The organism is Streptomyces sp. NPDC111802, assembly GCF_055634335.1.
Window position 1 is genome coordinate 1 of sequence record NZ_JBVKCZ010000020.1, and the last position, 13,943, is coordinate 13,943.

Genomic DNA, 13,943 nt, shown 5'->3' on the forward strand with positions numbered 1-13,943 from the left:
GGTGTGGTGCCGGCCTCGTACCAGCCGGCGAGGTTCTTCCGTTCCGCGGGCGGCACATCGAGGCTGCCCGTCTTCGTCAGACCCAGGCCCATGAGGGGGGCGTCCACGCGGATCGAGGGGATGCGTATCCGGTCGGGAGGGGAGGGCGGGAGCGCGAGGGCGGCGTCGTGCAGGGGGTCGCGCGGGTCGGCGGGCGGGCGGCCGGTCTCCGGGGCCGCCGCGGCCCCGGTGACGTCCCCGCTCTGCGCCGCCGACGGCTGCGGCGGGGCGTGCGTCCCGGCGCCGTTGTGCAGCAGCCAGGCGCCGGAGCAGAGGGCGAGCACGGTGACGGCGGCTATCGCGGCGTCGCCGACGCCCCTGTGACTGCGCACGCGAGCCTCCTGGGACTCTCCTCGGGCCACCCGATCCCCCTCCGGGCCGCGAGGGGCATCGGACCCGGAGGGGGAGGGGACATGCGGTACCGGCGGACGGACAGCGGAGGGTGTCCGTCAGATCCCGTCGCCTCTCGCCCGGCGATGCAGGAGCCAGGTACCGCCCGCGGCGGCGACGGCGAGAGCCGTCACGCCGGCCGCGGTCTGCACGGGATCGGTGCCAAGAGCGCCGCCGACCCCCGTCTTCACACTTCCTCTCGGATGCACCTGTCCGCGCGCCGACGTCAGCGTGACCACCAGGTCGCCCGTCACCCGTCGGCCGCCCTCGGCGCAGGTCGCGACGATCTCGTACGTCCCCGGCTGCGCGCTCGGCGGTACCCGGAACCGACCGGTCGCCGCCCGCTCGTGCGGTGCCAGCGTGAAGGGACCGGCGCCCACCGCGCTGGCGTCGCCCGCCGCGCCGCCGTCCCGGCACGCGGCCGTGTGCACCGTGACCTGTCCGCCCGGTACGACCGAGGACGGGACCAGCTTCAGCCCGCCACCGTCGCCGTACGCGGGCGCGACGACGAGCCCCACGGCACCGACGGCCAGCGCGGTCCCGGTCAGCAGACGGGCGGTACGTCGCATCGAAGCTCCTCCGAGCGCAACGGCCCACGACCCGCGACACCCCCATGTGCCGCCGCTTCGGCCGAGCCCCTGCTCTTCCGAGGTAAGGGGCAGCGGGCCGGGCGCGCTTCCCGAGAGAGCGCCGGAATTGGGGTGAATGAGGGTCGACGGGAGCCGCCGGAGCATCAATGCGGCGGTGTTTCAGCAGGTCATCGCCGTCATCGCCGTATCGAGGGCGTGCCGCGGAAGAATCCGACGGGCGGAGGGCCGAGGGTGTGAACGGGCGACCACATCCGGCGTGGGCGCCCGTTCCCCAGGGACCGTTCCCCCGGGTGGCCCTCAGCCGACGTTCACCGCGCTCCAGGCCGCCGCCACCGCGTCGTGCTCGGTGCTGCCGGCCCCGTACAGATCCTTCGCCGCGTTCAGCGTCGCCGTCCGTGCGGCGGCGTAGTTCGTCGAGGACGTCATGTAGACGGTCAGTGCCCGGTACCAGATCTTCCCGAGCTTGTCCCGGCCGATGCCGGTGACCGAAGAGCCGTCGCAGGTGGGGGAGTCGTAGCTGACGCCGTTGATCGACTTCGGGCCGCTGCCTTCGGCGAGCAGATAGGCGAAGTGGTTGCCGACGCCCGACGAGTAGTGGACGTCGAGGTCCGCGGTGGTCGTGCTCCAGCAGTCCACCGAGACGCCGTCCTTGGACGGCTTGTCCATATGGCGCAGGGCATCGCGTCCGAGGCCGTCACGGACGATCTTCTCGCCGATCAGATAGTCCCCCGGGTCCGAGGCGTTGCCCGCGTGGAACTCCACCAGGGTGCCGAAGATGTCGGAGGTCGCCTCGTTCAGCCCGCCGGACTCGCCCGAGTACGTCAGCGCCGCCGTCTTCGACGTCACCCCGTGCGACATCTCGTGCCCGGCGACGTCCAGCGACACCAGCGGTCCGAGCTTGGTGCCGTCACCGTCGCCGTACGTCATGCAGAAGCAGGTGTCGTCCCAGAAGGCGTTGTTGTAGCCGTCGCCGTAGTGCACGCGGTTGTACGAGCCCTTGCCGTCGCCCGCGATGCCGTTGCGGCCGTGGACGTCCCGGTAGTAGTCCCACGTCGCGTCCGTGCCGTACTGCGCGTCCACGGCGGCCGACGAGCGGTCGGCCGTAGTGCCGCTGCCCCAGTGGTTGTCGGCGTCCGTGAAGACCGTCGACGGGGCGCGGTCCAGGCAGATGGTCAGGACGCACAGGTCCGTCTTGTTCGCCGCGTCACCCGTGTAAGTGCCGCCACGGGTCGCGTCCTTCAGCTGGTACGTCGATCCCGACGCCGTGGTCTGCAACGGCACCGTGCCCCCGTACAGCGACTTCCCGTCGCCGGACGCCGTCTCGATGCTGTCCCAGGCGTCGATCTGCGCGCCGCTGCCGGCGTCCGTCAGCACCGTGCGGGCGACCGGGTTGCCGCGGGCGTCCTGGGCGACGGCATCGGTCCGCCAGGCCAGTTTCGGCGCGCCGTGCAGGGCGTCGACGACCAGCTCGGGCCTGGCCGTGAGCCGCTTCAGCGTCTCGCCGAGGTTCAACGCGCGCAGCACGCTCGTGGCGAGGTCGGCCGCCTCGGGCGCCGAGACCTTGGGCGTCACGCTCTTCAGGGCGACCGTGTCCCCGGTGGCCCGGGAGGCGCCGCGGTATGTGCCGTCCTTCGCCAGGTGCAGGACGAAATCGCCGCCCAGGACGGGAAGTTGACGATAGGTCCGGTCGTAGCGGACGTGCTGGGTGCCGTCCGCGTCCACGACCACGTCCCGGACGCGGGTGTCCTGAGCGGCCGTCAGTCCCAGGCTCCCCGCGAGGTCCGTGAGAGCCGACGCGGCGTTCTCGACGGCGTCGGCCCTGCTCGGCGTCTCGTCCGCGCCGGCGGTCGGCGAGAGGGCGGTGGCCAGCAGAGCGGTCACGGTCACGGCGATGCCCGCCGTGACAAGACGGGCCCGTCGGATGTGCGAACGTATTCGGCGCATCGGTCTCCTTGAACTGGGCGGCACAGAAGGTGACCAAGATTCAAGGCGCCGTGCACATGCCATGGCCAGGGTGAATACGTGCAGGTGTGTGAGAGGAGAGAATCGTTTCCGTGACCCTCTCTCCTCGACTGCCGTTCTTCGTCTACGGCACCCTCCGCCCCGGCGAGCCCAATCACGACGCCTTCCTGCGCGGCCGCACGCTCACGGAGGAGCCGGCGCGGTGGGAAGGGGCGCTGCTGTACGACGGGCCGGGCTACCCGTACGTCGTCGAGGAGGCGGGCGGCGAGGGCACCGTGTACGGCGACTTGGTCACCGCCCGCCCCGAGGAGTACTCGGCGCTGCTGGCCGCCTTGGACCGACTGGAGGAGTACGCCCCCGGCGACCCGCGCAACCTCTACGACCGCCTGGCCCGCAAGGTGGTCCGCGACTCCGACGGAACGGCCGTGCAGGCATGGGTGTACGTCGCCGCCCCCACCGTCGCCGCCCGCCTGCGCGCCGGCGGCAGGCTCATCGAGAGCGGCGACTGGGCGGTACGGCGCGGCTGAGTCCCCGGCCCGGCTACGGCTTCGCCGCCCGCCTGCGCGCCGGCGGCAGGCTCATCGAGAGCGGCGACTGGGCGGTACAGCGCGGCTGAGTCCCCGCCCCGCTACGGCTTCACCGCCTCCACCCGCACCGCGCACGCCTTGAACTCCGGCATCCGCGACGTCGGGTCCAGCGCCGGGTTGGTCAGGGTGTTGGCGCGGCCCTCTCCCGGCCAGTGGAACGGCATGAAGACGGTGTCCGGGCGGATGCCGGTCGTGATGCGGGCCGGGGCCACCGCCCGGCCCCGGCGCGAGACGACGGCCACCGGATCGCCCTCGGCCGCCCCGAGCCGCGCCGCCAGCCGGGGGTGCAGTTCCACGAACGGGCCCGGCGCGGCGGCGTTCAGCTCCTCGACGCGGCGGGTCTGGGCGCCGGACTGGTACTGCGCCACGACCCGCCCGGTCGTCAGCAGCACCGGGTACTCCTCGTCCGGTTCCTCGGCGATCGCCCGGTGCGAGACGGGGGCGAACCTCGCCCGTCCGTCGGGCGTGGCGAACCGGTCGAGGAAGAGGCGGGGGGTGCCGGGGTGCGTCGCGCCGGCCTCGCGGTCCCGTGCGGGGTCGTCGGCCCCGGTGCCCGCGCCGGCCGGCGAGGAGTCCTCGGCTGCCTCGGCCGGCGAGGAGTTCTCGGCTGCCTCGGCCGCGACCGGGCACGGCCAGAAGACCCCGTTCTCCTCCGCCAGCCTGCGGTAGGTGATCCCCGAGTAGTCCGCCGGCCCGCCCGCGCTCGCCCGGCGCAGCTCCTCGAAGACCTCCTCCGGATCGGTCGGGAAGCCCTTCTCCAGAGCCAGGCCCTTCTCCCTGCCCAGCCGCGCCGCGAGTTCGTGCATCACCTCAAGGTCGCTGCGGACGCCCTCCGGCGGGCTGATCGCGCGCCGCCGCAGCAGCACCCTGCCTTCCAGGCTGGTCGTCGTGCCCGTCTCCTCCGCCCACTGGGTGACCGGCAGGACGACGTCCGCGAGCGCCGCCGTCTCCGACAGCACGACGTCGCACACGGCAAGGAAGTCAAGGGACTTGATCCGCTCCTCGATGTGCGCGGCACGCGGCGCGGACACCACCGGGTTGGAGGCCATCAGCAGCAGCGCGCGGATGTCCGTACCCAGCGCGTCCAGCAGCTCGTAGGCGCTGCGTCCCGGGCCGGGCAGGCTGTCCGGGTCCACGCCCCACACCTCGGCCACGTGCCGCCGCGCCGCCGGGTCGTCCAGCTTGCGGTAGCCGGGCAACTGGTCGGCCTTCTGGCCGTGTTCGCGCCCGCCCTGTCCGTTGCCCTGCCCGGTGAGGCAGCCGTATCCGGACAGCGGCCGGCCCGCCCGCCCCGTCGCCAGGCACAGGTTGATCCACGCGCCCACGGTGTCCGTGCCCTTGGACTGCTGCTCGGGCCCGCGCGCGGTCAGCACCATCGCATGCTCCGGCTCGCAGAACAGCCGTACGGTTTCCCGGAGTTGAGGAACGGACACCCCCGTGATCCGCTCCACGTACTCCGGCCAGTGCGCCATCGCGGCGGCCCGCGCGTCCTCCCAGCCGACCGTGCGTTCCCGGACGTACTCCTCGTCGACCCGCCCCTCGGCGACGACCAGGTGCAGCAGGCCGAGGGCCAGCGCGAGGTCGGTGCCCGGACGCGGCATCAGGTGCAGATCCGCCTGCTCGGCGGTCTTGGTCCGCCGCGGGTCGACGACGATCAGCGTGCCGCCGTTCTCGCGCAGCTCGTTGAAGAAGCGGAGCGACGGTGGCATCGTCTCGGCGGGGTTGGAGCCGACGAGGATCACACAGCCCGTCTTAGGGATGTCCTCCAGCGGGAACGGCAGCCCCCGGTCCAGGCCGAACGCCTTGATCCCGGCCGCTGCCGCCGACGACATGCAGAAACGGCCGTTGTAGTCGATCTGCGAGGTGCCGAGCACGACCCTGGCGAACTTGCCGAGGCTGTACGCCTTCTCGTTCGTCAGGCCGCCCCCGCCGAAGACCCCGCACGCGTCCGGGCCATGTTCCGTACGCGTGCGACCGAGGCCCTCGGCGATCCGGTCCAGCGCCTCTTCCCAGGTGGCGGGCACGAGCGTGCCGCCCGCCCGCACCAGCGGCGAGGTCAGGCGGACGCTCGACGCCAGCACCGCGGGAGCCGTACGGCCCTTGCCGCACAGCGCTCCCTTGTTCACCGGGAAGTCCGGGCGCTCGACCACCGCGACACCCCCGTCCTGGAGGGGCGTGAGGTTCATCCCGCACTGCAGGGCGCAGTACGGGCAGTGCGTGGGCGTCGCGGAGTTCGGCATACCGTCCAGCGTGAGTCGGGCGTGTTACGTGCGGGACGGCTCCCTGTTACGCGGCCGGGACGGTGACCTCCCCGCCGCCGGCCGGCCGCGGTGAGGCTTTGCCGGGAGCGCGCATGTGGGCGCTCTATCGCCCCGCCGCCAACGCGTTCGCCACGCCGGGTTCCCTCGGCCCGAGGAATCGGGGGTCCGGCTCGAAGACGGCGTCCAGGGCCGCCTTGCCGGCCGCGAAAAGCTCCCGGGTGCCGCCGTAGTACCAGGTCGCGTCGTGCCGGTCCTCGACCCCGACGCCGTACGACGTCACCCCCGCCTCCTGGCACAGCGCGACCGCCCGCCGGATGTGGAAGCCCTGGCTGATCAGCACCGCCTCGTCCACGCCGAAGATCTTCTTGGCGCGGACGCAGGAGTCCCAGGTGTCGAAGCCGGCGTAGTCGCTGACGATGCGCGAGTCGGGGACGCCATGCCTGGTCAGATACGCGCGCATGGCGTCGGGCTCGTCGTAGTCCTCCCGGCTGTTGTCACCGGTGACAAGCACCACCTTGATCCGCCCCGCCCGGTACAGCTCGGCCGCCGCGTCCAGCCGGTGCGCGAGATACGGGGACGGCTCGCCGGCCCACAGCCCGGCCCCGAAGACGACGGCGACGTCCGTGCGCGGCACGTCGGCCTTGGTGCGCAGCCGGTCGCCGGTGACGAGGTGCAGCCAGGTGGCCGGAAGCAGCCCCAGCACGCATCCGGCCACCACCGCCCGCACCAGCCGCCGCTGCCCGGCGCGGGTGCGTGGAAGTCTCGGTCGGCCCAGCTTCGGTCGGCGCATCGGACGGTCCCTCCCCGGTCGGCCACACGGCCGGTCCTCGACATTCAGGGACGTCCTGTCAGCCACCGCGGTTCACTCCACGCGACGTGAGCAGCTTCACTCCGCCCGCTGAAACCGCAGGTCAGGAAGCCTCACACAGCCCGCGACCCGCAGGTGAACCCGGCGTAAGAACCCGTCATTCCCGCGAAACGGGGAGGCAACGTCCCGCCGCCACCATCGGTTCATGACGGCGTCGAACCCGCTTCACGACGAGTCCACGACGGCCCACCTCGACAGTACGGCGCACCTGATGAACCGGATCAGCACCCAGCTCGCCAGCCAGCTCAGCCTGGTCTCGCTCGACGGCAGGCGCCGCCCCGAGGCGCCCGCGCTCGTCGTCGTCGCCCACGGCAGCCGCGACCCGCGCGCCCTGAGCACCGTGCGCGCGCTCCTCGACAAGGTCCGCGCCCTGCGCCCCGGTCTGCCGGTCCACCTCGGCCACATCGAGCTCAACGAGCCCCTGCTCCCCGACACCCTCGCCGCCCTCGGCGACCGGGCGGCGGTGCTCGTCCCGCTGCTGCTGAGCCGCGGCTACCACATCAAGCGCGACATCCCCGAGATGGCCGCCGAGTCGGGGGTACGGGCACGCGTGGCCGGCGCCCTCGGCCCGCACCCGCTGCTGGTGGAGGCCCTGTACGCCCGCCTGGTCGAGGCGGGCTGGCGCACCCGTATGGACGAGCCGACGCGCCGCGAGAGCGCGGTGGTCCTGGCGGCGGCGGGCTCCCGTGACCCCGAGTCGAAGGTGGACACCTCCCGCACGGCCCACCTCCTGGCCGACCGCCTCGGCGTCCCGGTGATCCCCGCCTACGCGACGACGGCGGCCCCGACGGTCCCGGACGCCCTGCGCGCCCTCGCGGCCCGGGGCCGTACGAGAGTGGCGGTCGCCTCCTACTTCACCGCCCCCGGCCGCTTCGCGACGGAGTGCGCACAGGCGGCACCGTGGATCGCGTCCGCCCCGCTGGGCACCCACCCGGCGATGGCGGGCCTCCTCCTCCACCGCTACGACCAGATGCTGGCGACGCCGGTCGCGGCGACTCCGGAACTGGCCTCGGCCTAGAACGCCGGGCAACGAGGACGCGCAGCCTTCAGGGGCGCGGGGAACTGCGAGATCAGCCACATCCCACCCGCACTCGCCACCCGACAGCACCCGACAGCGCCCGGCAGACGCGAAGGCGCACTCCGTTTGTCACCACCTGCCCTTACTGTCGGGTGCATGTACTACGACGAGTCGGCGGTCGAACGCTGGGCAACCGAACCCGACAAACGCCCCGGCCGCTCCGCCTTCCAGCGCGACCGGGCCCGCGTACTGCACTCCGCCGCCCTGCGAAGGCTCGCAGGCAAGACCCAGGTGGTCACGCCGGGTACGCACAGCAATGCCTGGGATCCAAGCCCCCGCACCCGCCTCACCCACTCCCTGGAGTGCGCCCAGGTCGGCCGCGAACTCGGCGCGGCCCTCGGCTGCGACCCCGACCTCGTGGAAGCCGCCTGTCTCTCCCACGACCTCGGCCACCCGCCCTTCGGCCACAACGGCGAAGTCGCGCTGAACGAATTCGCCGAGGACTGCGGAGGCTTCGAGGGCAACGCCCAGTCCCTGCGCCTGCTCACCCGCATCGAGCCCAAACGGTTCACCCCGGAGGGCTCCGTGGGCCTCAACCTCACCCGCGCCACCCTGGACGCCGCCACCAAGTACCCCTGGCCCCGCGGCGCCCACCCCACCGACCCGAACTCCCCGAAGTTCGGCGTCTACGAGGACGACAGGCCCGTCTTCGACTGGATCCGCAAGGACGCCCCCGGCGCCCGCACCACCTTCGAGGCCCAGGTCATGGACTGGTCCGACGACGTGGCGTACTCGGTGCACGATGTCGAGGACGGCCTGCACGCCGGCCACATCGACCCCAACTGCCTGCACGCCGAGCCCGAACGGCAGGCCGTCTTCGCGGTGGCCGTCGGACGCTACGTCCCCGAGCACACCGACCCGGCCGAACTGGCCCAGGCCCTCGACCGGCTCCAGGAGGAACCGTGGTGGCCGCACGGCTACGACGGCTCGGCCGTCGCCCAGGCCCGGCTCAAGGACGCCACCAGCCAGCTCATCGGCCGGTTCTGCCTGGCCGCCGAGAGCGCCACCCGCGCGGCGTACGGCGACGGGCGGCTCACCCGCTACGACGCCGAACTCGTCGTACCGCACGAGACCCGGCTGGAGTGCGCGGTCCTCAAAGCCGTCGCCGACCGGTACGTCATGCAGCGTGCCGAGCAGGAGCGGCTGCGCGCCGACCAGCGCATCGTGGTCGCCGAGCTGGCAGAGGCGCTCACCGCCCGCGCCCCCGAGGGGCTGGACCCGCAGTTCCGCGCCCTGTTCGACGCGGCCCCCGACGACCGCGCCCGCAAACGCGTGATCGTCGACCAGATCGCAGCTCTGACGGACGCGTCGGCGCGCGCGCTGCACGCCCGGCTCACCGGACGGGCGTGAGCGCCGTTCCGTCACCCGCGCGCGACGGATGAGACACCAGGGACGAACGGGCACTCGAAAGTGACCCTGCGTGGCCTGATCGGGTCACCCCCTCTTCCCGCATCACGCTGCGTGCGGGACGCTCGTGTGGCGGCACCCTTACGAGGAGGCATCAAGTGGTCGACGCGGATCAGACATTCGTCATCGTCGGAGGAGGGCTCGCCGGCGCGAAGGCGGCCGAGACACTCCGAGCGGAGGGCTTCACCGGGCGGGTGATACTGATCTGCGACGAGCGCGACCACCCGTACGAGCGGCCACCCCTGTCCAAGGGCTACCTCCTCGGCAAGGAGGAGCGCGACAGCGTCTTCGTCCACGAGCCCGCCTGGTACGCACGCAACGACATCGAGCTGCACCTCGGCCAGACCGTCGACGCGATCGACCGTACGGCGAAGACGGTGCGGTTCGGCGAGGACGGCACCGTCGTCCACTACGACAAGCTCCTGCTTGCCACCGGCGCCGAGCCGCGCCGCCTGGACATCCCGGGCACCGACCTGGCCGGCGTCCACCATCTGCGCCGGCTCGCGCACGCCGAGCGCCTCAAGGGCGTCCTGACCTCGCTCGGCCGGGACAACGGGCACATCGTGATCGCCGGCGCCGGCTGGATCGGCCTGGAGGTCGCGGCGGCGGCCCGCGAGTACGGCGCCGAGGTCACCGTCGTCGAGCACAATCCCACCCCGCTGCACGGCGTCCTCGGTCCCGAGCTGGGCGCCGTCTTCGCCGAGCTGCATCGCGAGCACGGGGTGCGTTTCCACTTCGGGCGGCGGCTGACGGAGATCGTCGGCCAGGACGGCATGGTGCTGGCCGCCCGCACCGACGACGGCGAGGAGCACCCCGCGCACGACGTCCTGGCCGCGATCGGCGCGGCCCCACGCATCGGCCTCGCGGAGGCGGCGGGGCTGGAGATCGCCGACCGCGCCCACGGCCGGGGCGTCGTGGTCGACGAACGGCTGCGCACTTCCGACCCCGACATCTACGCCGCCGGCGACGTCGCGTCCTTCCCGCACGCCCTGTTCGACACCCGGCTGCGGGTGGAGCACTGGGCCAACGCCCTCAACGGCGGCCCGGCGGCGGCCCGGGCGATGCTCGGGCGGGACGTCACCTACGACCGGGTGCCCTACTTCTTCTCCGACCAGTACGACCTGGGGATGGAGTACAGCGGGTGGGCGCCCCCGGGGTCGTACGACGAGGTGGTGATCCGCGGGGACGCCGGTAAGCGGGAGTTCATCGCGTTCTGGGTGAAGGCCGGCCGGGTGCTGGCCGGGATGAACGTGAACGTGTGGGACGTCACAGACCACATTCAGCGGCTGATCCGCTCAAAGGCACAGGTGAACACCGAGGCCCTGGCGGACCCGCACATTCCACTCGAAAACCTCGCACCGTAGCTGACCCCCGGCCGAAGCCGGACTCGCCCCAGGAGTGTCAGTTCTGCCCCGTAGAATCACCACGTGGCAGGACGGATCAACGACGAGGACGTGAAGGCGGTACGGGACGCGGTCCCGATCGACGCCGTGGTGTCCGAGTACCTCCAGCTGCGCAACGCGGGCGGCGGGAACCTCAAGGGGCTGTGCCCCTTCCATGACGAGAAGTCGCCGTCCTTCCAGGTCAGCCCGAGCAAGGGGCTCTTCCACTGCTTCGGCTGCCAGGAGGGCGGCGACACCATCACATTCGTGATGAAGGTCGACCACCTCTCCTTCTCCGAGGCGGTCGAGCGGCTCGCCGCCCAGGCCGGCATCACCCTGCGCTACGAGGAGGGCGGATACAACCCCTCCCACCAGCGCGGCGAACGCATCCGCCTGGTCGAGGCCCACAAGATCGCCGCCGACTGGTACATGGAACAGCTGGCCGGCAGCCCGGAGGCCGACACCGGCCGCCAGTTCCTCGCCGAGCGCGGCTTCGACCAGGCCGCCGCCCAGCACTTCTCCGTCGGCTACAGCCCCCAGGGCTGGGACCACCTCACCCGCTATCTGCGCGGCAAGGGCTTCACCGACAAGGAACTGCTGCTGTCCGGGCTGTCGCAGGAAGGCCGCCGCGGCCCGATCGACCGCTTCCGGGGCCGTCTGATGTGGCCGATCCGCGACATCGGCGGTGATGTCGTCGGCTTCGGCGCCCGCAAGCTGTACGAGGCGGACAACGGGCCGAAGTACCTCAACACCCCCGACACGGCGATCTACCGGAAGTCCCACGTCCTGTACGGCATCGACCTCGCCAAGAAGGACATCGCGAAGTCGAGCCGCGCGGTCGTCGTCGAGGGCTACACCGACGTCATGGCCTGCCACCTCGCCGGCGTCACCACGGCCATCGCCACCTGCGGTACGGCCTTCGGCGGCGACCACATCAAGATCCTGCGCCGGCTGCTGATGGACAACGGCTCGGCCCGCGTCATCTTCACCTTCGACGGCGACGCGGCCGGCCAGAAGGCGGCCCTGCGCGCCTTCGAGGACGACCAGAAGTTCGCGGCGGAGACCTACATCGCCATCGCGCCGGACGGCATGGACCCCTGCGAACTGCGCCTGGCGAAGGGCGACGACGCGGTCTCCGACCTGGTCGAACCGCGCACCCCGCTGTTCGAGTTCGCGCTGCGCCAGATCGTGGTCCGCTACGACCTCGACACCCCGGCGGGCCGCGCCGCCGCGCTGGACGAGGCGGCACCGATCGTCGCCCGCATCAAGAACAGCGGCGCCCAGCACGAGGTGGCCGTCCAGCTCGCGGGCATGCTCGGCATCCTGGACACCCAGTTCGTGGTCAAGCGGGTGGCCCAGCTGGCGCGTTGGGCGCGCGACCGGGGCGGCAGGGGACCGGCACCGGCACACCGCGGGGGCTCGCGGCAGAGTTACGACGCCGCGCCCACGCCCCGCGCCTCAGGCCCGGCGCTGACCCTCCGCAACCCCGTCTACGCCACCGAGCGAGAGCTCCTCAAACTCGCCCTCCAGCGCCCCGAGTTGGTCTCCCCGGCGTTCGACGCGTACGGCGTCGACGAGTTCACCGCCGCGCCCTACGCCGCCGTACGCCAGGCGGTCATGGACGCGGGCGGCGCGGAGTACGGCATCCAGGACGCGCAGGAGTACCTGGTCCGGGTCCGTGACGCGGCCCCCGACAACCAGGTCCGCGCGATGGTGACGGAGCTGGCGGTCGAGGCGATCATGCGCAAGGCCGTCGACGAGAACTACGCCGGCGAGCAACTCGTCACCGTCCGCCGCCGTGCCGTCGAGCGCCGCATCCGTGACGTCCAGAGCCAGCTGACGCGCCTGGGCGCGGGCGGCGACCCCGCCCAACTGGCCGCCGTGCAGAACGAACTGTGGGTGTTGCAGCAGTACGACCAGGCCTTGCGGGAGCAGGGCGCCGCCGCCCTCTGAGCAGGCGGTCACGGACCGGACGCAAAAAGTCACCGCACGCCCCTCGTGGCGGCGATGTGTCGTACTCCACACTGGGTTCCGGTGCCTGAGTCCTCGGAGCGCGGCCGATCCGTTCCCAACGGGTCCCACACCCCCGCGGTTCCGCTCATCGCGTACGGGACGGACAGCGGCGAGGCCGCCGACTCCGCCCTCGAAGCAGCGCTGCCGTACGCCTCGGCAGCGATCATCCTGGAGGTCGCCCCCGTGCAGACCCAGACCCTCGTTCAGACCGACAGCACTACGGAAGGCGCGGAGCCGGACGCCGGCGTTCTCGTCGCGGTGCCGCCGCAGAGCCGTGTCGTGCACCACCCCGAGGCGGAGCCGCAGGCCCCGCCCGAGCCGGCGGAACCGCCGACCGAGGCGCTGGACGGCCCCGACGCCGCCGAGCCGGTCGAGGCGCCCCTGCCGGCCCGTGTCCGCGCCGACAACAGCGGTCCCTCCTCGGACCTCTTCCGCCAGTACCTGCGGGAGATCGGCCGTATCCCGCTGCTCACGGCGGTCGAGGAGGTCGAACTCGCCCGCCGCGTCGAGGCCGGACTGTTCGCCGAGGAGAAGCTGGGCAGCACCCCCGACCTGGACAGTCAGCTCGCCCTGGACCTGGACCGACTGGTCGTCATGGGCCGGATGGCCAAGCGGCGCCTCATCGAGGCGAACCTGCGGCTCGTGGTCTCCGTAGCCAAGCGGTACGTCGGACGCGGCCTGACCATGCTCGACCTCGTCCAGGAGGGAAACCTGGGCCTGATCCGGGCCGTCGAGAAGTTCGACTACGCCCGCGGCTACAAGTTCTCGACCTACGCCACCTGGTGGATCCGCCAGGCCATGTCCCGCGCCCTCGCCGACCAGGCCCGCACCATCCGGGTGCCGGTCCACGTCGTCGAGTTGATCAACCGGGTCGTCCGCGTCCAGCGCCGCATGCTCCAGGAGCGCGGCTACGAACCGACGCCGGAAGAGGTCGCCGACCACCTCGACCTCGCGCCCGAGCGCGTCAGCGAGGTGCTGCGGCTGGCCCAGGAACCGGTGTCGCTGCACGCGCCCGTGGGCGAGGAGGACGATGTCGCGCTGGGCGACCTGATCGAGGACGGCGACGCGGCCTCACCGGTGGAGTCGGCGGCGTTCCTGCTCCTGCGGGAACACCTGGAAGCGGTCCTCTCCACCCTCGGCGAACGCGAACGCAAGGTCGTCCAACTCCGCTACGGCCTGGCGGACGGCCGCCCGCGCACGCTGGAGGAGATAGGCCGCATCTTCGGCGTGACGAGGGAACGGATCAGGCAGATCGAATCAAAGACCCTGAACAAGCTCAGGGATCATGCATTTGCGGATCAACTACGGGGCTATCTGGACTGACGCCGTCCGCGCGCCGGTGGGGGTTGGTCGCGCAGTTCCCCGC

The 13,943-nt window shown here is 72.2% G+C and carries 11 protein-coding genes; 6 read left to right on the plus strand and 5 right to left on the minus strand.

Translation table 11 applies throughout. The features are described from left to right. From ACZ7NC_RS22585 to ACZ7NC_RS22595, 3 genes are all read right to left on the minus strand, one after another. The coding region (locus ACZ7NC_RS22585) for a class F sortase (protein ID WP_471490704.1) at positions 1 to 371 on the minus strand (371 nt) is incomplete at its 3' end. Positions 372 to 488: 117 nt separating this feature from the next. Further along, positions 489 to 998 (minus strand): hypothetical protein, encoded by a 510-nt coding sequence (locus ACZ7NC_RS22590; RefSeq protein WP_471490705.1) that lies wholly within the window; start codon positions 996 to 998, stop codon positions 489 to 491. Between the two features lie 318 nt (positions 999 to 1,316). Then, entirely contained in the window at positions 1,317 to 2,963 is a 1,647-nt protein-coding gene (locus ACZ7NC_RS22595) for a M4 family metallopeptidase (RefSeq protein WP_471490706.1), read from the minus strand. Between the two features lie 110 nt (positions 2,964 to 3,073). On the opposite strand from ACZ7NC_RS22595, the gene ACZ7NC_RS22600 reads away from it, so the two are divergent. Further along, positions 3,074 to 3,508, plus strand: a complete 435-nt coding sequence (locus ACZ7NC_RS22600) for a gamma-glutamylcyclotransferase family protein (protein WP_471490708.1) — start codon at positions 3,074 to 3,076, stop codon at positions 3,506 to 3,508. A 101-nt stretch (positions 3,509 to 3,609) separates the two neighbouring features. Here the strand turns inward: ACZ7NC_RS22600 and ACZ7NC_RS22605 are convergent, their stop codons facing one another. Together ACZ7NC_RS22605 and ACZ7NC_RS22610 are read right to left on the minus strand one after the other, a co-directional pair. Then, positions 3,610 to 5,808 (minus strand): molybdopterin oxidoreductase family protein, encoded by a 2,199-nt coding sequence (locus tag ACZ7NC_RS22605; RefSeq protein WP_471490710.1) that lies wholly within the window; start codon positions 5,806 to 5,808, stop codon positions 3,610 to 3,612. Positions 5,809 to 5,932: 124 nt separating this feature from the next. Continuing rightward, positions 5,933 to 6,619 (minus strand): SanA/YdcF family protein, encoded by a 687-nt coding sequence (locus tag ACZ7NC_RS22610; RefSeq protein WP_471490711.1) that lies wholly within the window; start codon positions 6,617 to 6,619, stop codon positions 5,933 to 5,935. A gap of 223 nt (positions 6,620 to 6,842) precedes the next feature. On the opposite strand from ACZ7NC_RS22610, the gene ACZ7NC_RS22615 reads away from it, so the two are divergent. From ACZ7NC_RS22615 to ACZ7NC_RS22635, 5 genes are all read left to right on the plus strand, one after another. Next, entirely contained in the window at positions 6,843 to 7,715 is an 873-nt protein-coding gene (locus tag ACZ7NC_RS22615; RefSeq protein ID WP_471490712.1) for a sirohydrochlorin chelatase, read from the plus strand. Positions 7,716 to 7,871: 156 nt separating this feature from the next. Continuing rightward, positions 7,872 to 9,125 (plus strand): deoxyguanosinetriphosphate triphosphohydrolase, encoded by a 1,254-nt coding sequence (locus tag ACZ7NC_RS22620; RefSeq protein ID WP_471490714.1) that lies wholly within the window; start codon positions 7,872 to 7,874, stop codon positions 9,123 to 9,125. A 155-nt stretch (positions 9,126 to 9,280) separates the two neighbouring features. Then, positions 9,281 to 10,546, plus strand: coding sequence for an NAD(P)/FAD-dependent oxidoreductase (locus ACZ7NC_RS22625; protein ID WP_471490715.1), 1,266 nt, complete (start codon positions 9,281 to 9,283; stop codon positions 10,544 to 10,546). 63 nt (positions 10,547 to 10,609) lie between these two features. Beyond that, the gene (gene dnaG / locus ACZ7NC_RS22630) at positions 10,610 to 12,517 is read left to right on the plus strand and encodes a DNA primase (protein ID WP_471490716.1); all 1,908 of its coding nucleotides are present in this window, start codon (positions 10,610 to 10,612) and stop codon (positions 12,515 to 12,517) included. A gap of 81 nt (positions 12,518 to 12,598) precedes the next feature. Then, a complete protein-coding gene (locus tag ACZ7NC_RS22635) occupies positions 12,599 to 13,900 on the plus strand; it encodes an RNA polymerase sigma factor (RefSeq protein ID WP_471490717.1) in 1,302 nt (433 codons plus the stop codon). Positions 13,901 to 13,943 lie beyond the last annotated feature (43 nt).